Annotated in this window: 19 protein-coding genes; 12 read left to right on the top strand and 7 right to left on the bottom strand. The window is 70.3% G+C overall.

The features are described from left to right. The first annotated feature begins 49 nt into the window (after nucleotides 1–49). On the top strand, nucleotides 50–622 hold the full coding sequence (gene dcd / locus ERL55_RS09355; RefSeq protein WP_129136182.1) for a dCTP deaminase: 573 nt from the start codon (nucleotides 50–52) through the stop codon (nucleotides 620–622). A gap of 6 nt (nucleotides 623–628) precedes the next feature. Here the strand turns inward: dcd and ERL55_RS09350 are convergent, their stop codons facing one another. Next, complete coding sequence (locus ERL55_RS09350) at nucleotides 629–1,057, bottom strand: HIT family protein (RefSeq protein ID WP_129136181.1); 429 nt, start codon at nucleotides 1,055–1,057, stop codon at nucleotides 629–631. A 4-nt stretch (nucleotides 1,058–1,061) separates the two neighbouring features. Then, nucleotides 1,062–1,328, bottom strand: coding sequence for a hypothetical protein (locus ERL55_RS09345; protein ID WP_129136180.1), 267 nt, complete (start codon nucleotides 1,326–1,328; stop codon nucleotides 1,062–1,064). Between the two features lie 142 nt (nucleotides 1,329–1,470). On the opposite strand from ERL55_RS09345, the gene rimO reads away from it, so the two are divergent. Both rimO and ERL55_RS09335 read left to right on the top strand, forming a co-directional pair. Continuing rightward, entirely contained in the window at nucleotides 1,471–2,856 is a 1,386-nt protein-coding gene (rimO, locus tag ERL55_RS09340) for a 30S ribosomal protein S12 methylthiotransferase RimO (protein ID WP_129136179.1), read from the top strand. A 62-nt stretch (nucleotides 2,857–2,918) separates the two neighbouring features. After that, nucleotides 2,919–3,446 carry a type 1 glutamine amidotransferase domain-containing protein gene (locus tag ERL55_RS09335; RefSeq protein ID WP_129136178.1) on the top strand — a complete coding sequence of 176 codons (528 nt, stop codon included), beginning with the start codon at nucleotides 2,919–2,921 and terminating at the stop codon, nucleotides 3,444–3,446. Nucleotides 3,447–3,461: 15 nt separating this feature from the next. Here ERL55_RS09335 and greB read toward each other — a convergent pair whose 3' ends face one another. Genes greB through ERL55_RS09320 form a run of 3 tightly spaced genes read right to left on the bottom strand, consistent with a single transcriptional unit; the run spans nucleotide 3,462 to nucleotide 5,972 of the window. Continuing rightward, nucleotides 3,462–3,983 carry a transcription elongation factor GreB gene (greB, locus tag ERL55_RS09330; protein WP_129136177.1) on the bottom strand — a complete coding sequence of 174 codons (522 nt, stop codon included), beginning with the start codon at nucleotides 3,981–3,983 and terminating at the stop codon, nucleotides 3,462–3,464. After that, nucleotides 3,983–4,468 carry a copper resistance protein NlpE N-terminal domain-containing protein gene (locus ERL55_RS09325; RefSeq protein ID WP_129136176.1) on the bottom strand — a complete coding sequence of 162 codons (486 nt, stop codon included), beginning with the start codon at nucleotides 4,466–4,468 and terminating at the stop codon, nucleotides 3,983–3,985. The genes greB and ERL55_RS09325 overlap by 1 nt, the downstream gene beginning before the upstream one ends. 7 nt (nucleotides 4,469–4,475) lie before the next feature. After that, nucleotides 4,476–5,972: a helicase HerA-like domain-containing protein gene (locus ERL55_RS09320; RefSeq protein WP_129136175.1), complete on the bottom strand. Its 1,497-nt coding sequence runs from the start codon at nucleotides 5,970–5,972 to the stop codon at nucleotides 4,476–4,478. A 124-nt stretch (nucleotides 5,973–6,096) separates the two neighbouring features. On the opposite strand from ERL55_RS09320, the gene ERL55_RS09315 reads away from it, so the two are divergent. Beyond that, on the top strand, nucleotides 6,097–7,662 hold the full coding sequence (locus ERL55_RS09315) for a transglycosylase SLT domain-containing protein (protein WP_129136174.1): 1,566 nt from the start codon (nucleotides 6,097–6,099) through the stop codon (nucleotides 7,660–7,662). 38 nt (nucleotides 7,663–7,700) lie between these two features. Here the strand turns inward: ERL55_RS09315 and asd are convergent, their stop codons facing one another. Both asd and ERL55_RS09305 read right to left on the bottom strand, forming a co-directional pair. Then, nucleotides 7,701–8,564 (bottom strand): archaetidylserine decarboxylase, encoded by an 864-nt coding sequence (asd, locus tag ERL55_RS09310; protein ID WP_129136173.1) that lies wholly within the window; start codon nucleotides 8,562–8,564, stop codon nucleotides 7,701–7,703. A gap of 5 nt (nucleotides 8,565–8,569) precedes the next feature. Next, complete coding sequence (locus ERL55_RS09305; RefSeq protein WP_129136172.1) at nucleotides 8,570–9,208, bottom strand: SCO family protein; 639 nt, start codon at nucleotides 9,206–9,208, stop codon at nucleotides 8,570–8,572. A gap of 101 nt (nucleotides 9,209–9,309) precedes the next feature. On the opposite strand from ERL55_RS09305, the gene prmB reads away from it, so the two are divergent. From prmB to trpA, 8 genes are all read left to right on the top strand, one after another. Then, the gene (prmB, locus tag ERL55_RS09300; RefSeq protein WP_129136171.1) at nucleotides 9,310–10,269 is read left to right on the top strand and encodes a 50S ribosomal protein L3 N(5)-glutamine methyltransferase; all 960 of its coding nucleotides are present in this window, start codon (nucleotides 9,310–9,312) and stop codon (nucleotides 10,267–10,269) included. 21 nt (nucleotides 10,270–10,290) lie between these two features. Then, nucleotides 10,291–11,391, top strand: a complete 1,101-nt coding sequence (gene aroC / locus ERL55_RS09295) for a chorismate synthase (protein WP_129136170.1) — start codon at nucleotides 10,291–10,293, stop codon at nucleotides 11,389–11,391. 123 nt (nucleotides 11,392–11,514) lie between these two features. Next, complete coding sequence (locus tag ERL55_RS09290) at nucleotides 11,515–12,543, top strand: aspartate-semialdehyde dehydrogenase (RefSeq protein WP_129136169.1); 1,029 nt, start codon at nucleotides 11,515–11,517, stop codon at nucleotides 12,541–12,543. 97 nt (nucleotides 12,544–12,640) lie between these two features. Then, a complete protein-coding gene (locus ERL55_RS09285) occupies nucleotides 12,641–14,431 on the top strand; it encodes a FimV/HubP family polar landmark protein (protein WP_129136168.1) in 1,791 nt (596 codons plus the stop codon). Between the two features lie 74 nt (nucleotides 14,432–14,505). Then, on the top strand, nucleotides 14,506–15,288 hold the full coding sequence (gene truA, locus ERL55_RS09280; protein ID WP_129136167.1) for a tRNA pseudouridine(38-40) synthase TruA: 783 nt from the start codon (nucleotides 14,506–14,508) through the stop codon (nucleotides 15,286–15,288). Beyond that, the gene (locus ERL55_RS09275) at nucleotides 15,285–15,965 is read left to right on the top strand and encodes a phosphoribosylanthranilate isomerase (protein ID WP_129136166.1); all 681 of its coding nucleotides are present in this window, start codon (nucleotides 15,285–15,287) and stop codon (nucleotides 15,963–15,965) included. Before truA ends, ERL55_RS09275 begins: the two co-directional genes overlap by 4 nt. Nucleotides 15,966–15,987: 22 nt before the next feature. Continuing rightward, nucleotides 15,988–17,190 (top strand): tryptophan synthase subunit beta, encoded by a 1,203-nt coding sequence (gene trpB / locus ERL55_RS09270; RefSeq protein ID WP_129137295.1) that lies wholly within the window; start codon nucleotides 15,988–15,990, stop codon nucleotides 17,188–17,190. 160 nt (nucleotides 17,191–17,350) lie between these two features. Then, on the top strand, nucleotides 17,351–18,169 hold the full coding sequence (trpA, locus tag ERL55_RS09265; RefSeq protein WP_129136165.1) for a tryptophan synthase subunit alpha: 819 nt from the start codon (nucleotides 17,351–17,353) through the stop codon (nucleotides 18,167–18,169). Nucleotides 18,170–18,175: the final 6 nt, after the last annotated feature.

The raw sequence follows: 18,175 nt of genomic DNA, 5'->3' as shown, positions 1-18,175 counted from the left end.
ACCATCGCCCTACAATCCCAGCCCTTCCGTTCCGAGCACAGCCACGCCGATGACCATCAAGAGCGACCGTTGGATCCGCCGCATGTCCGAGCAGCCCGGCGGGATGATCGAGCCGTTCGAAGCGGGGCAGATCAAGCAGGATGCGGGTGGCCAGCGGATCGTCAGTTACGGCACCTCGAGCTACGGCTACGACGTGCGCTGCTCGCGCGAATTCAAGGTCTTCACCAACATCAACTCGACGATCGTCGACCCCAAGCACTTCGACCCGAAGAGCTTCGTCGACATCGAAGCCGACGTCTGCATCATCCCGCCGAACTCGTTCGCGCTGGCGCGCACGGTGGAATACTTCCGCATCCCGCGCGACGTGCTGGTGGTGTGCCTGGGCAAGAGCACCTATGCGCGATGCGGGATCATCGTCAACGTGACGCCGCTCGAGCCCGAGTGGGAAGGGCACGTGACCCTGGAATTCAGCAACACCACGCCGTTGCCGGCGCGCATCTACGCCAACGAGGGCGTTGCGCAGATGCTGTTCTTCCAGTCCGACGAGGTCTGCGAGACGTCCTACCGCGATCGTGGTGGCAAGTACCAGGGGCAGACCGGGGTGACCCTGCCGCGCACCTGAGCGGCGTTAGCCCTCGCCGGCAAGGCCGGCCATCGCGCGCTGGAAGCCGACGATCCGCTCCACGAGTGCTTCCGGCGCGTACGGCCTCGCGGCAACGCGGCCCCAGACGGGCGCCGGCCATGCGGGATCGCCGTGGAAACGCGCGATCACGTGCACATGCAGCTGCGGCACCATGTTGCCGAGCGCGGCGACGTTGAGCTTGTCCGGGCGCACCGCGGCGCGCAGCAGGCGGGACGCGAAGTCGATTTCGTCGGTCAGCTGCCGGCGTTGCTCGCGGCCGAGATCGATCAGTTCGACGGCGTCCGCCACCCGCGGCACCAGCACCAGCCAAGGATAGTTGGCGTCGTCGATCAGCCGCAGTTCGCAGAGCGCTAGGTTCGCCACCGGGTGGCTATCGGTGGCGAGCTGCGGGTGCAGGTGGTAATGGGAATCCATGCGATCAGGTCTCGGTCAGGGCGCAACGCAGGAATGCGAGCGTGCGCTGGTGGGCGAGCGATGCCGCTGCCGGCACGCTGTGGCGCGGATCGACCGCGCCGCTGGAACCGTGCCCGACATGGACGTGGGCGTGCGACTCGGCGTGGGGATGCGCGGTGCGGTCGTGTTCGATGTCCACCACCACGAGCCCGCCGCGGGGCGCACCCGGCGGCTGCGAGCGCCGTCCACCGGCAGTGCCGTGTACCCGGCCGATCGCGATATCCCAGCCCATGCCGTGCTCCCGCTCCGATCAACGGGATTCTAGCGACGCGGCACGACGCGTTGCGTGGCTGAACCGCCTTCGGCCCGCAGCGGGTGCCGAGCGCCTGGCGCCGTATAATCGCCGGTCGCGCGCGTCACCTCACACGGTCCCCATGTCCACCCCCATCTCTTCCCGGAACCCCGGCCCCAGGGTCGGTTTCGTCAGTCTCGGCTGCCCCAAGGCGTTGGTCGACTCCGAACGCATCCTCACCCAGTTGCGGGTCGAGGGCTACGACCTCGTGCAGAGCTACGACGATGCCGACGTGGTGGTGGTCAACACCTGCGGCTTCATCGACGCCGCGGTGGAGGAATCACTCGATGCCATCGGCGAGGCCATGGCCGAGAACGGTCGCGTCATCGTCACCGGATGCCTCGGCAAGCGCGAGGCGCTGATCCGCGAGGCGCATCCCGGCGTGTTGTCGATCAGCGGGCCGCAGGACTACGCCAGCGTGATGACGGCCGTGCATGCGGCCGCGCCGCCGCGCGTCGATCCTTTCCTCGACCTGGTGCCGTTGCGCAGTGATGACGACACCGGCATCAAGCTGACGCCCAAGCACTACGCCTATCTGAAGATTTCCGAGGGCTGCAACCACCGCTGCAGTTTCTGCATCATCCCGTCGATGCGTGGCGACCTGGTGTCGCGGCCGGTCGACGAGGTGCTGCGCGAGGCCGAGCGCCTGGTGCGCGGCGGCGTGCGCGAACTGCTGGTGGTCTCGCAGGACACCTCGGCCTATGGCGTGGACCTGCGCTATGCCGAGCGCGAGTGGCGTGGCCGTGCGTGGCAGACGCGGATGAAGGCGCTGTGCGAGGGGCTGGCGGAGCTCGATGCCTGGGCCCGCCTGCATTACGTGTACCCGTATCCGCATGTCGACGAGATCATTCCGCTGATGGCCGAGGGCAAGCTGTTGCCGTACCTCGACATCCCGTTCCAGCATGCAAGCCCGCGCATCCTCAAGCTGATGAAGCGCCCGGGCGCCGTCGATCGCACCCTGGAGCGCATCCAGCGCTGGCGTGCGATCTGCCCCGAGCTGACCATCCGCTCGACCTTCATCGTGGGCTTCCCGGGCGAGACCGACGCCGAGTTCGAGGCACTGCTGGATTTCCTCGACGAAGCCCAGCTCGACCGCGTCGGTGCCTTCGCGTACTCGCCGGTCGACGGTGCCGCGGCCAACCTGCTGCCTGATCCTGTCGACGAAGCGGTGAAGCAGGAGCGGCTCGCGCGCTTCATGGAACGCCAGGCGGCGGTGTCCGCCGCGCGGCTGGAGGCCCGGGTGGGCAGCGTGCAGCGCTGCATCGTCGATGCGATCGACGGCGACCTCGCATTCGCGCGTTCGGCGGCCGATGCACCGGAGATCGATGGCCTGGTGCAGATCCAGGATGGCGGCGCGTCCGGTCTTGTGCCCGGTGATTTCGTCGACGTACGCATCCTCGGCAGCGACGAGCACGATCTCTACGGCGAGGTGGAGGCCGCGCGGCTGCCGGTGCTCGGCACCGCGTGATTCACGGCGGGGAGACCGCGCGTGGGCGAGGCTCTGCTGCCCCCCTTCACCGGAGAGCCCCCATGGCCAATGCCAAGCGTGTCGCCATCCTCGCCACCCATGGTTACGAGCAGTCGGAACTGCTGGAACCGCGCCGCCGCCTGAAGGAGGCCGGTTTCGAGGTCGAGGTGATCTCGCCCGAGAAGGGCGAGATCCGCGGCTGGAACGAAAAGGACTGGGGCGACAGCGTGGCGGTCGACCGGGTGCTCGGCGATGCGAATGCCGACGACTACGACGCCCTGGTGCTGCCGGGTGGCGTCATCAATCCCGACAACCTGCGCACGGAGGCCGACGCCGTCGCGTTCGTGCAGGCCTTCGACCGCGCGGGCAAGCCGCTTGCGGCGATCTGCCATGGCCCCTGGCTGCTGGTCGAGGCCGGCGTGGTCAAGGGCCGCCAGGTGACCTCCTACCAGTCGATCCGTACCGACATGCAGAACGCCGGTGGCGACTGGCGCGATGCCGGGGTGGTGACCGACGGGCACCTGATCACCAGCCGCAAGCCCGATGACATCCCGGCGTTCACCGACGCGGTGATCCGGGCGCTGGGCTGACGGCGCAGGCGACGCTCAGGGCTGCGCGGGGGTGCCGTCCGCGTAGCTCACGTCGACGATCACGAACGTCACCGGCCCTGCCGGCAGCATCGCCTCGACCTCGTCGTCGAGGCGTTTTCGCAGCAGCGCACGTGCCAGCGGCGAGTCGATGCTGATCAGACCGTCGCGCGCGTCGGTTTCGTCCGGGCCGACGATGCGGTAATGGTGAAGCTCCCCGGTTCCGGCGTTTTCAAGTTCGACCCGGGCGCCGAAGAACACCGCGTCGGGATCCGAGGGTGCCTCGTCGACCACGCGCAGCTGCTCCAGCCGTTTCGACAGGTAGCGCACGCGGCGGTCGATCTCGGCCAGCTGCTTCTTGCGATAGGTGTACTCCGCGTTCTCGGAACGGTCGCCCTCGGCCGCGGCGGCCGCCAGGGCACGCACGACCTCCGGGCGGCGCTGGCGCCACAGCTCGTCCAGCTCGCGCTTCAGCCGTTCGTGCCCCTCGCGGGTGATCAGCGCGGTGCTCTTCTCCGGCGGCGGGCGCCAGCGGCCCATCAGTCCGCCCTCACCAGCAGCACGGGGTCGGCATCGTCCACGGGCGGTGCGTCGGGCAGGAGGCGCAGCGCATCATCGCCATGCCATTCGAACACGCGGTGGCCATGGCCGTGATCATCGGCGAGCAGGATCGCGCGGCCGTCGTCACTGGCGTACCAGACCCCGGCATGCTCGATGGTTTCGCCACCCGCGGCCTGGCGTTCGATCAGTTCGAACCCGCCGTCGGCGCGCAGGTGCAGGGTGGCATCGACCGCCAGTGCCTCCTCGCAACCGTCGCAGGGCAGGGTGCCGGCAAAAACGCCCTCCGCCGGCGGGACGTCCGGGTCGTCGGCGGGCGCGCTGGCGGCGGGTGCCGGTGGCGCCGTCGCCAGCGCAGGCGCGGCGGCAGCGGCGGGCTCCGCGGGTGGTTCGCGGGTGCAGGCCGCCAGCAGCGACAGGCACAGGACGGCCGAGGGGGTGATCAGCAGGACAGGCGCGATCCGCATGGCGGCCTCAGCGGCGCCCTGCGGGGAAGCTGCCGAGCACTCCACGCACGATCCGGCTGGTGATGGTGCGCGCGGCCTGCTTGCCCGCCGCCTCGATCACCCCCTGGCGGCGACTGGTGCCGAACAGCCACTCGTTGATGCGTTGGCCAACGCCTCCTTCGTTGCGTTCTGCCGCCTTCGGCGCTTCGGCTGCTTCCGTCTGCATGGTCGCGCGCCGTGCCAGCAGTTCGGCGGCGGATTCGCGATCCACCGCGGCGTCGTACTTCGTACCGACCGGGCTGGCCGCGCGCAGGGTTGCGCGTTCCGCCTCGCTGATCGGCCCCATCCGGCAGCGCGGCGGCGCGATCAGCGTGCGCTCGACCGGCGAAGGCACCGCGCGCGAACGCCCGGTGTCCTGCAAGGTGGACACCAGCGCCTCGCCGGTGCCGAGCTGCGCGATCGCCTGCTCGACGTCGAGCGCGGGGTTTGCGACAAAAGTCTCCGCCGCGGTGCGCACGGCTTTCTGGTCGCGCGGGGTGAACGCGCGCAGCGCGTGCTGCACGCGGTTGCCGAGCTGGCCGAGGATTTCGCCGGGGACGTCGTCGGGGAACTGCGAGCAGAAGTACACGCCGACGCCCTTGGAGCGGATCAACCGCACCACCTGCTCGATGCGCTGGCGCAGCGATGCCGGGGCATCGCGGAACAGCAGGTGCGCCTCGTCGAACACGAACACCAGTTTCGGCCGGTCGAGGTCACCGACCTCGGGCAGGGTCTCGAACAGCTCCGACAGCAGCCACAGCAGGAAGGTCGAATACAGCCGTGGCCTGAGCACCAGCTGGTCGGCGGCGAGGATGCCGACCACGCCGCGGCCGGTGTGGTCGACGCGCATCAGGTCGTGCAGTTCCAGCGCGGGTTCACCGAAGAAGGCCTCCCCGCCATCCTGTGACAGGCGCAACAGGGCGCGCTGGATGGCCGCCACCGTCTGCGCGCTGACCAGCCCGTATTCGGACGAAACCGCCTTGCGTTCCTCCGCCACCAGCGCCAGCAGGGCGCGCAGGTCGGCGAGGTCGAGCAGCAGCAGCCCCCGGTCGTCGGCGAGCTTGAACACGATGTCGAGCACGCCGGCCTGGGTGTCGTTGAGCTCGAGGATGCGCGAAAGCAGCAACGGACCCATCTCGCTGACGGTGGTGCGTACCGGGTGGCCCAGGCGCCCGTACAGGTCCCAGAAGATCGTGGGACAGCCCCCGGGGCGATAGTCGTCGATGCCGATCGCAGCGACACGCTCGCGCAGCTTCGCGGTGTCTTCGCCGGGCATGGCGAGGCCGGCGACGTCGCCCTTCACGTCGGCGATGAAGACCGGCACCCCGATCCGCGAGAAGCCTTCGGCCAGCGTCATCAGGGTCACGGTCTTGCCGGTGCCGGTGGCACCGGCCACCAGGCCGTGGCGGTTGCCATAGCGGGGCTGCAGCACCACGGGTGCACCCGCGGCGGTGGTCGTCGATCTGCCAACGAGGATCGGATCCATGAACGCTCCCGCGCATCTGACCCCGGCGATTCTACGTGAGCCGCCCGTTGCGCTGGCCGCGACCGGTTTGCCCACGCGCGCCGGTCGCCGCTACCCTGCCGCTCCCGTCGCCGTCGAACACCGCATGTCCCGCGCATCCAGCTGCTCCGTATCGCCCGCACGCCGTCTCCCGGTCTGCCTGCTGCTCGCCGTCGCCATTGCGCCGGCCTTCGTGGTGGCCGACGCATCCGCGCAGTCGCGTCGCGACCGCGCCGCCGTCGAGGCGCTGCAGGCGCGCATGGACCAGGCCGAACTGCGCTATCGCGAGGCGATGGTGCGGGTGCGCAACGAGGAACCGGGTGCCGCCGCGGACGGTGATGCCGCACTCGAGGACATGGAGGACGTGATGGTCGAATGCGGCCGCCAGCGTGGCTGCGACCCGGTGACCTACGTCACCACCTTCAAGCGCCTGCTCAAGGCCGGCGCCGATTCCGCGAACGTGCCGGCCGAGGGCGAGGAGGCGGATCCCTTCGATCCCGATCCCGACGGCATGGGCACGCTGCCTGGCGGTGCCAGCGTGCCGGCGGGCGCACAGGCCGCGGCGCTGCTGACCGACGGCCAGCGTTTCGCCACCATGGTGCAGTTCAATCCGGCGGTGCAGGAAGGCATCCGCCGCTGGTTGACCGACATGCGCGTGCAGCTGCTGACCAGCTACGAGAACTACCAGTACATGCGCCCGCAGATGTGGCCCAACTTCGAGAAGGCGGGGCTGCCGGAGGCGCTGCTGTTCGGCATCCTCGCCAAGGAGTCCAACGGCCGGGTGCATTCGACGTCGCGCGCGGGCGCGGCCGGCCCGATGCAGTTCATGTACGCAACCGGCCGCCGCTTCGGCATCGGCCCGGACGCCACCGGGTTCGACACCCGTTACGACCCGTATGCGGCGTCCCAGGCCAGCGCGGCCTACCTCACCGAGCGCATGCGCGAACTCGACAAGAACATCGAGCTCGCGCTGGCGGGCTACAACGGCGGCGAGGGCCGGGCGCGACGTGTCTTCAACGAGGGTGGGGTCAACTTCTGGGACGAGTCTGTCTACAGGCAGTTCCCGCCCGAAACCCGCGACTACGTGCCGATGGTGATCGCCGCGGCGTGGCTGTTCCTGCATCCGCGCCGTTACGGGCTGGAATTTCCCGACGTCGATACGCGCCCGGCGGTGCTGGCATTGCAGAAACCGGCCTCGATCTACGAACTGACGATCTGCCTGGGCAGCAGCGGCTCGGCGCCCGGCTACATGCGCGTGCTGCGCAATCTCAACCCGCGCTACCGCGCCGACGAGGTGATCCCGGCGGGCACCCAGCTCAATGTCACCGCGCGCATGGTCAACCTTTACAACCGCTGGTGCACGCGCGGCTCGCGTGCGCAGCTCGCCCACGAGCTGGTGCGCAGCGATCCCGCCCATGCGGTGGTGCGGCTGGGTGCGGTGGAGCCGATGCGCGCAGCAAGTACGACGCCCGTATCCGCCACCACCGGGCCGGCAGCGGATGCAACGCCCGCCGCGCGCAGGCATCGCGTCAACCGTGGCGAGACGCTGGGGCGCATCGCCCAGCGCTACGGCTGCGACCTTGGCGTGCTCGCCCGCGCCAATGAGCTGCGTGCGCCGTCGTATGCGATCCGTCCCGGGCAGGAGCTGACCCTGGCAGGCTGCAGCGGATGAACAGTTGCCGCGGATCCGTGTGGATGCCGCGCACTGGACTACGCGGTGCGCGTCGCCAGGCGCTGGCCGAGGCGTACCGCCACCTCTGGGCCCAGTGCGGATGACAGTTCGGCCACCCCCGGAGGCAGTAGCACGATCACCGTGGAGCCGTAGTTGAAGCGCGCCATCTCGGCGAAACGCTCGATGACGATGCCGCGCCCGCGGTAATCCTTGCGGGTGACGGTGCGTGCGTATTTCGGGATCTCGACCCCACTCCAGATGGTCTCCACCCCGGACACCAGCAGCGCGCCCACCATCACCATCGCCATCGGCCCGAAGTCGGTGTCGAAGTGGCAGACCAGGCGTTCGTTGCGCGCGAACAGGCGCGGTACCGCCGCCACCGCCGATGGCCCCACGCTGAAAAGCCGCCCGGGCACGTGCACCGTCTCGCGCAGCTGCCCTGTCCACGGCATATGCACGCGGTGGTAATCGCGTGGTGACAGGTAGACGGTGGCGAACACGCCGCCATCGAAGGTCTCGGCGTCGGCATCGCTGCCCAGCAGTTCGCCGGCGGTGAACGAGCGGCCCTTGGCCTGGAAGATGCGTCCGCGCTCATCCGGATGGCCGATGGCGCCGCACTGGCTGACGCGCCCGTCCGCCGGCATCAGCAGCGCACGCGGGTCCGGATCGGCCACGTGCACGCCTTCGCGCAGCGCGCGGGTGAAGAAGGCATTGAAGCTGGCATAGGCCTCCGGGTCCGACTCGATGGCTTCCGCCAGGTCCACGCCGAAACGGCTGACGACGGTGCGGATCAGCCAGCGCCTGACCCGCGGGTTCTCCGAATAGGCCAGGCGCCGGGCCAGCCCCGACAGCATCCGGTGCGGCAGGACATGGGTGAGCGGGGTGATCGGGTCGAAGGCCATTGGCGTCAGCGTGATCCGGTGAGCAGGCGCAGGTCGGCGGCGATCGCCGCCGGATCGAACGGCGGCGAGATCACCCCGGCCATGCGCGCCTGCGGGTCGAGCACCGCCAGCGCGGCCGAGTGATCGATCGTGTACTGGTTGGCCGCGGCGCCATCGGGGCCCGGGACCTTCATGAACACCAGCGAGAGCGACCGCGTGAACGCTTCCAGCGCCGGGATGTCGGCGGTGGCTGCGAGCGTGTCGCCATGGAACGCAGCCGCGTACTCGCCGGTGCGTTCGGGGGTGTCGCGTTCCGGATCCACCGACACGAACAGCACGCGCGGGCGCACCGCGTCGGGGATGTCCTCCCACTGCCGTTGCGCCTGGCCGAGCTCCGCCAGCGTGGTCGGGCACACATCGGGGCAGAACGTGAAGCCGATGAACACCACGGTCCAGTGGCCCTGCAGTTCGCCCGGCACCAGCTGGGTGCCATCGGACTGCTGCAGCGAGAACGGCGGCAATGCACGCGGCTGCGGGAACAGGGTGACCGCCTGCGTCTGCGGCGGACGCGTGTCGGAATCGGCGAAGTATTTCTGCGCAACCAGCAGGCCAAGGCCGGCGGCGAGCGCGAACACGAGGATGACGATGGTGGTACGACTGAACAAGGCGATATCCACTGGGGTTTTGCGCCCATGATACCCGCCGCCCCATATACTTTCCGGTCACCCGGCTTCCCCAGGCCGCCCGTACCCGGGCGGCATCCCGCATGACCGACGAACTGCACACGATCATCGACCTGATCCGCTACGGCGCGAGCCGTTTCAACGCGGCCGGGCTCACCTTCGGCCACAGCTACGACAACGCGCTCGACGAGGCCACCCAGCTCACCCTGCACGCATTGCACCTGCCGCACGACCTGTCGCCGGTGTACGGCCAGACGCGGGTGACGCTGGCGGAGAAGGAGGACGTGCTGGGGTTGTTCCTGCGCCGGATCGAGGAACGCGTGCCCGCGGCCTACCTGACCGGGGAAGCCTGGTTCGCCGGGCTCAGCTTCAAGAGCGATCGTCGCGCACTGGTGCCGCGCTCGCCAATCGCCGAGCTCATCCTGTCCGGCTTCGAGCCGTGGCTGGGCGGGCGCGAGGTGCGGCGCGCGCTGGACCTGTGCACGGGCTCGGGCTGCATCGGCATCGCCATCGCGCACTACAACCCGGACTGGCAGGTCGACGCCGCCGATATCAGCACCGAGGCGCTGTCGCTGGCGGAAGAGAACAGGGCGCGCCTGCTGGCCGACAACCTGCGGCTGCTGCACTCGGACCTGTTCTCCGGGTTGCAGGGCGAGCATTACGAACTGATCGTGACCAATCCGCCCTACGTCACCAACGACGAGACCGACGCGCTGCCGCGCGAGTACGGCTACGAGCCGGAGCTCGGGCTGCGTGCCGGCGACGACGGCCTGGACCTGGTGCTGAAGATCCTGCGCGATGCACCGCTGCACCTCACCGAGCACGGCCTGCTGATCTGCGAGGTCGGCGATTCCGAGCGCGCGGTCAACGCGCTGCTGCCGGAGCTGCCGCTGGCGTGGGTGGAATTCAAGGTCGGGCAGATGGGCGTGTTCGTGGCCGAGCGCCGCGACCTGGTCACCCACAACGCGCGCATCAGTGCGCTGGCGGCCGAGCGCGAGGCTGCCGGCGCCGTGCCGGCGGCGGCGTCAGGCGCGCTGTTCTGAGCCCCATGCCGTCCTGATTGCATGTCGAATACCACCGGCCAGCTGTTTCGCGTTACCACGTTCGGCGAATCGCATGGGCCGGCCATCGGCTGCGTGATCGATGGTTGCCCACCGGGCATCGCGATCGCCGCCGACGACTTCGCCCACGACCTCGCACGACGCGCGACCGGCCGCAGCCGACACACCTCGGCGCGCCGCGAGGACGATGCGGTCGAGATCCTCAGCGGCGTGTACGAAGGGCTGACCACCGGCACGCCGATCGCCCTGCTGGTGCGCAATACCGATGCGCGCAGCAGGGATTACACGGCGATCGCGCAACAGTTCCGCCCCGGCCATGCCGACTGGAGCTACTGGCAGAAGTACGGCATCCGCGATCCGCGCGGTGGCGGGCGTGCGTCCGCGCGCGAAACCACGATGCGCGTTGCCGCCGCGGTGATCGCACGCAAGTGGCTGCGCGAGCGCCATGGCGTCGAGGTCCGTGGCCATCTCTCGCGCCTCGGCGAACACGTGCCGAGCGCGCACGACTGGGCGGCGGTCGAGGCCAACCCGTTCTTCTGGCCGGCCGCGGCCGACGTGCCGGCGCTCGAGGCCTATATGGATGCGCTGCGCAAGTCCGGCGACTCGGTCGGCGCCGAGGTCACCGTGGTTGCGGACGGCGTGCCGCCCGGCTGGGGCGAGCCGGTGTACGGCAAGCTCGATGCCGAACTCGCCGCGGCGATGATGTCGATCAATGCGGTCAAGGGCGTGGAGATCGGCGCAGGCTTCGCGGCCGTGGCGCAGAAGGGCAGCGAGCATCGCGACGTGATGACACCGCAGGGCTTCCTGGGCAACCACGCCGGCGGCGTGCTGGGGGGCATTTCCACCGGCCAGCAGATCGTGGTCCGCACGGCGTTCAAGCCGACCTCCAGCCTGCGGCTGCCGGTGCAGGGGCTCGACGTGGACGGCAACGTGGTCGACGTGGTCACCACCGGCCGCCACGACCCCTGCGTCGGCATCCGTGCCACGCCGATCTGCGAGGCGATGCTGGCGCTGGTGCTGATCGACCAGGCGCTGCGCCATCGTGCGCAGTGCGGCGATGTCGGCGTGGTCGCACCACGCGTGCCGCCGGCCGGTGGTGTCTGAGCCGCGCTGCGGCGTGGCCGTAAGCCGCGGCGCCCGTCACGTAACACCCGGCAGGCCGCATCCGGCGCGCATTTTTCCCCGGCATCGTCCGGGTCCTGTTACCCGCTTCTTCGAGAGTTCCCCATGTCAGAGCAAGCCCGTCTCTTCAACGTCGCCATCGTCGGCGCCACCGGTGCCGTTGGCGAAGCCATGCTGTCCATCCTCGCCGCGAGGCAGTTCCCGGTGGGCCGGCTGGTGGCACTCGCGTCGGGACGCTCGGCCGGCGGCTATGTCGACTTCGGCGATGACGAAGTGCTGGTGCAGGAGCTTGCGGGCTTCGATCCGGCCGGCATCGACATCGCGTTGTTCTCCGCCGGCAGCGACGTCTCGCGCGAATACGCGCCGAAGTTCGCCGCGGCCGGCGCGGTGGTGATCGACAACTCCTCGGCGTTCCGCCAGGACGACGACGTGCCGCTGGTGGTGGCCGAGGTGAACCCGGAAGACATCGGCAACCGCCCGCGGGGCATCATCGCCAACCCCAACTGCTCGACGATGCAGATGCTGGTTGCGCTGGCGCCCCTGCACCGCGAAGCGCACATCGAGCGCATCAATGTCGCCACCTACCAGTCGGTGTCGGGTGCGGGACGCGCGGCGCTCGAGGAGCTCGGCCGCCAGACCGCGGCGCTGCTGAGCTTCCAGACGCCGGAGCCGGAGCACTTCCCGGTGCAGATCGCCTTCAACCTGATCCCGCAGATCGACGAGTTCCAGGACAACGGCTACACCCGCGAGGAGATGAAGCTGGTCTGGGAGACCCGCAGGATCCTCGGCGACGACAGCATCCAGGTGAACGCGACCGCGGTGCGGGTGCCGGTGTTCTACGGCCATTCGGAAGCGGTGGCGATCGAGACCCGCGACAAGCTCGGCGCCGCGCGCGCGCGCGAACTGCTCGAGGCCGCGCCCGGCGTGGTGGTGGTCGACGACCGCGCGCCGGGCGGTTACCCGACACCAGTGACCCATGCCTCCGGCAACGACCCGGTGTACGTGGGCCGCATCCGCGAGGACATCTCGCATCCGCGCGGGCTCAACCTGTGGGTGGTGTCGGACAACATCCGCAAGGGTGCCGCGCTCAACGCCGTGCAGATCGCCGAGCTGGTGGCCGGGCAGGGCGGTTGAGCGGTTGCCGTCGCAGCGTTGCCCGGCGGCGTGGCGTGACCGACGTTGCACCGCGCAAGCACACGCGGATAGAGTCTGGGCCCCGAGGGGAGTCGTGATGTCGAGGATCTGGCAGTCCATCCTGCTGCTGTGGCTGGCGCTGTGCGTCTGTGCGCCGGCGTTCGCGCTTGGCCTGGGGCAGATCCAGGTGCGCTCGCAGGCCGGCGAGCCGTTGCTCGCGGAAATCCCGGTGGTGTCCAGCGATCCCGCGGAACTGCAGCAGCTGCGGGCGCGGCTTGCCTCGCCGGAGACCTTTGCGCGGATCGGCCTGCAGGCCCCGCAGGGTGCGGTTTCCGACCTGCAGTTCAACGTCGCGCTGGATGCGCAGGGGCGACCGGTCATCCGCGTCACCACGCTGCAGCCCGTGCAGGAGCCGCTGCTGACCTTCCTGGTCGAGGTCGACTGGGGGCAGGGGCGGCTGGTGCGCGAATATTCCGCGCTGCTGGATGCGCCCGACACCATCGCCGCGCCCGCGCAGCCGCCGATCCAGGCGCCGCTGCCGGCGCAGCCGACCACCGAAGGGCGCATCGTGCGCGAGGCCGAACCGCTCGCCGGTGGGGATACCCCGCCGGCCACGCTGGAGCCTGCCGAACCCGCGGCAGCGGCGGACGCCGCGCCGGTTCCGGCACCTGCCACGCAGCCCGCGGCGCCGGTCGCGGCCACCGCGCCGCGCTCCACGCCGGGTGAATACGGCCCGGTGCAGGCCGGCGATACCCTGAGCCAGATCGTCCAGCGCATCGCCCCGGACGACAGCGTCAGCGTCAGCCAGATGATGCTGGCCCTGCTGCGCAGCAATCCCGAGGCGTTCATCGGCGGCAACATCAACAGTCTCCGCCAGGGCGCCGTGCTACGCATTCCGGCACACGACGAGGCGCTGAGCATCAGCACGCGCGAGGCGACCGCCGAGGTGCGTGCGCAGGTCGCGCGCTGGCGCGAACTGTCGCAGCCGGCGCCGCAGCCCGAGCTGGCCGCAGCGCCCGCGGATGGCGATGCCGATGGCCGTACCGCGGCAGCACCACAGCCGGCAGCGCAGGACGCGCGGCTGGAGATCGTGCCGCCCGGAGCGGGCGGCACCCAACAGGCAGCAACCCGGTCGGGCATTTCCGCCGGCGGCGAGGGCGACATGTTTCGACAGGAACTGCAACAGGCACAGGAAACCGTGGCCGCGCGCGAGGCCGAGGTCGAGGAACTCAAGGCGCGGCTGGCGGAGCTCGAACGCCTGCAGCAGCAGCAACAGCAACTGATCGCGCTCAAGGACAGCGAGCTCGCAGCAGCGCAGCAGCGGCTGGAAACCAGCAACCAGCAGGCGGCCGCGGAAGGCGCGGGTGCGCTGCCGTGGGTCCTGGGCGGCCTGGGCCTGCTGCTGCTGGGCGCGCTGGTGTTCTGGCTGCTCAGCCGTCGCAACGCCCGGCAGCCGGCGTTCCGCGCACCGTCCGCCGCCTCGCCGCGCGTCGACGCTCCGGCCGGGCCTGCGGCACCTGCGCCGGTACCGGTCGCAGGCAAGCCGACCTGGCACGCGACCGGGGCTGCGACCTCCACCGTTGCCGCCGAACCCCCACCCGGGGCCGTGGATCCACGTGCGGAAGCCATGACCGCCAGTCGCCGCGCCGCGGTCACGCCGCCGGCCATCGCCACCGCGGTGCCCACCGCTGCCGGTGCGACGGGCGATGGGGAAGCGGTTGCCGACGCGCTCGAGGACGCGCAGGGCCAGGAGCGCATCGAGCTGGCGCGCGCCTATGTGGAACTGGGCGACGTCGAGACCGCACGCACGCTGCTGCAGGAAGTGGTGGACTGCGGCACGCCGGCGGTGCGTGGCGAGGCCGCGCAGCTGCTGAGCGAACTGGCCTGAACGGACCGGTGCCGGCGGATGACGCCGGCAGCCCCGCGTTCTAGGATGCCGGTCCCCCAGCGATCGGGATTTCCATGCGTTTTGCCCTGGGTGTCGAATACGACGGCACCGCGTTTCTCGGCTGGCAGCGGCTGAGCCAGCCCGGCACCGACGGCCCGCCGACACTGCAGGCCGCCCTCGAAGCCGCGCTGTCGAGCGTGGCGGATGTTCCGGTGGACACCGTCTGCGCCGGTCGCACCGATGCCGGCGTGCATGGTCTCTGCCAGGTCGTGCATTTCGACACCGATGTGGTGCGCGATCCCCGTGCGTGGGTGCTGGGCACCACCGGGCGCATGCCGCAGGGTATCGCCGTGCGCTGGTGCGTACCGGTGCGCGACGACTTCCATGCCCGGTTCTCGGCACGCGCGCGCCGCTACCGCTATCGCCTGCTCGACCGCATGGTGCGGCCGGCGCTGGGCCGGCAGTACCTCGCGTGGTCGCGCCGGCCGCTGGATGCCGACGCGATGCATCGCGCCGCGCAGGCGCTTCTGGGCGAGAACGACTTCTCCAGCTTCCGCACCGTGCACTGCCAGGCGCTGCATGCCCGGCGCAACCTGCAGCGCATCGAGGTCCGCCGCGAGCAGGCGGAGATCGTCATCGATGTGCAGGCCAATGCTTTCCTGCATCATATGGTGCGCAACATCGTCGGCTCGCTGATGGAAGTCGGTGCCGGCGAACGGCCCGAGGCCTGGATCGCCGAGGTGCTGGCCGCACGCGACCGAACCCTGGCCGGCCCGACCGCCCCATCCGCGGGGCTGGTCTTCGTCGGCCCCCTGTATCCCCCCGAATGGGGACTGCCTGACGAGGTCACCGAGTGAAGCGCACCCTGTTCCGCACGCGCATCAAGTTCTGTGGAATGACGCGCCCCGGCGATGTCCGCCTGGCGGGCGAACTGGGGGTGGACGCCGTCGGCTTCATCTTCGCCGCCGACAGCCCGCGCCGCGTGGATGCCGAGGAAGCCCGCGCCATGCGCGTGGCGCTGGCACCGATGGTGAGCCCGGTGGCGGTGTTTCGCGACAACACCTCCGACGAAGTGCGCGACGTGGTCCGCCGGGTGCGCCCGGTGCTGCTGCAGTTCCACGGCAACGAGGAAGACGCCTTCTGCCGGAGTTTCGGCCTGCCCTACCTCAAGGCGGTGGCGATGGGTGCCGGCAGCGGACAGGGTGCGGTCGACTTCATCGCCCTGCGCGTGCGCTACGCCGGCGCGTCCGGATTCCTGTTCGACAGCCATGGCGCCGGCGAATCGCCGGGGCAGGGCCGGACCTTCGACTGGGCGCGGCTCAAGCCCGGGATCGAGACGCCATTCTTCGTGTCCGGCGGGCTTACTCCCGACAACGTCCATGAGGCGGCGCTGGCCCTGCTGCCCTGGGGCGTGGATGTCAGCAGCGGGATCGAGCGTTCGCCCGGGCTGAAGGACGGGGACCTCATGCGCCGTTTCGTCGAGGAAGTGCGACGGGCCGATTGCGCCGAACTTGGAAAGAGCTGTGATGCGTGATGAGTCCGCAACCACCCCGGACATGATGGATTTCCATGCCTGGCCCGATGCACAGGGCCGCTTCGGCCGCTACGGCGGGCGCTTCGTGGCCGAGACCCTCATGGGCCCGCTGGAGGAGCTTGCCGCCGCCTACGACGCGGCGCGCGTCGACCCCGCGTTCGTGGCGGCGTTCGACCGCGACCTCAAGCACTACGTGGGCCGGCCGAGCCCGATCTACGAGGCCGAGCGGCTGAGCCGCGAGGTCGGCGGCGCGCGCATCCTGCTCAAGCGCGAGGATCTCAACCACACCGGCGCGCACAAGATCAACAACACCATCGGCCAGGCCCTGCTCGCCAGCCGCATGGGCAAGACCCGCATCATCGCCGAGACCGGCGCCGGCCAGCACGGCGTGGCCAGCGCGACGGTCGCCGCACGCCTGGGCCTCGAGTGCGTGGTCTACATGGGCGCCACCGACATCGAGCGGCAGAAGATCAACGTCTACCGGATGAAGCTGCTCGGCGCCACGGTGGTGCCGGTGACCAGCGGATCGGCGACGCTCAAGGATGCACTCAACGAGGCCATGCGCGACTGGGTGACCAATGTCGCCGGGACGTTCTACATCATCGGCACGGTCGCCGGCCCGGATCCGTATCCGCGCATGGTGCGCGACTTCAATGCGGTGGCCGGGCGCGAGGCGCGCGCGCAGATGCTGGAGGACTACGGGCGCCTGCCGGATGCGATCACCGCCTGCGTCGGCGGCGGCAGCAATGCGATCGGCCTGTTCCACGCGTTCCTCAACGACCGCGACGTGCGCATCGTCGGCGCCGAGGCCGCCGGTGACGGCATCGCCAGCGGCCGCCATGCCGCATCGATCGCCGCCGGCCGACCGGGCGTGCTGCACGGCAACCGCACCTACGTGCTGTGCGACGACGATGGCCAGATCATCGAGACGCATTCGGTCTCGGCCGGTCTCGACTATCCGGGCGTGGGCCCGGAGCACGCGTTCCTGGCCGATGCCGGCCGCGCCGAATACGTCGGCGTGACCGACGACGAGGCGCTCGCCGCGTTCCACCTGCTTGCGCGCACCGAGGGCATCCTCGCCGCCCTCGAGTCGAGCCACGCCATCGCCCAGGCGATCAAGCTTGCCCGCGAACTGCCACGGGACGCGCTGGTGCTTGCCAACCTCTCGGGGCGCGGCGACAAGGACGTGCACACCATCGCCGCGCGCGAGGGTGTCGAGGTGTAGCGACGCTGCCGGGGAATCCGCGCGGACACGTGCGGATCCAGAAAGCACCGACCCTCGATGGCCGCCGCCCTGCGTGCCATCCAGCTCCCGCCGGCGGCTACCGGTGATCCGCGCTTTGCCGCGGACATCGCGCCAGCAGGCGATACCAGGAAAACCCCAGATGTCCCGTATCGATGCCCGATTCGCCGAACTCGCCGCCACCGGCCGCAAGGCGCTGATCCCCTTCATCACCGCGGGTGATCCGTCGCTGGAGGCCACGGTGCCGGTGATGCATGCGCTGGTGCAGGCGGGTGCTGACGTGATCGAGCTGGGCGTGCCGTTTTCCGACCCGATGGCGGATGGCCCGACGATCCAGCGCAGTTCCGAACGCGCGCTGGCGCGTGGGGGCGGGCTCGGACATGTGCTCGACTGCGTCCGCGAATTCCGCACGCGTGATGGCGACACGCCGGTGGTGCTGATGGGCTATCTGAATCCTGTGGAGATCCGCGGACCGGAGCGTTTCGCCGCGGACGCGGCTGCGGCCGGCGTGGACGGCATGTTGCTGGTGGACCTGCCGCCCGAGGAAGCGGCGGAATTCCGTGCGGCGTTCACCACGCACGGCGTGGCGCTGATCCTGCTGGTCTCGCCGACCACCGGAGATGCGCGGATGGCGCGGCTGCTGGCCGAGGCGCAGGGCTATCTGTACTACGTGAGCTTTGCCGGGGTCACCGGCGCATCCGAGCGGCTCGACACCGGCGCGGTGGCCGCGCGCCTGCGAGGCATCCGTGCCGCCACCGCGGTGCCGGTGGTGGCGGGCTTCGGGATCCGCGATGCCGCCGGCGTCGCCGCGCTGGCCGCTGCCGCCGACGGCGTGGTGATCGGCAGCGCGCTGGTCACCGCGATGGCCGACGCCGGCGATCCCGCCGACGCCGCCGCACGTGGCGCGGCATTCTTCGCCCCGCTGCGCGCGGCGCTGGACAAGGCCTCCGCCGGCGCATAGGCCGGC

It is taken from the genome of Luteimonas sp. YGD11-2 (genome assembly GCF_004118975.1).
In the GTDB taxonomy this organism is placed as follows: domain Bacteria; phylum Pseudomonadota; class Gammaproteobacteria; order Xanthomonadales; family Xanthomonadaceae; genus Luteimonas; species Luteimonas muca.
This window is presented reverse-complemented; position numbering and strand designations above follow the sequence as displayed.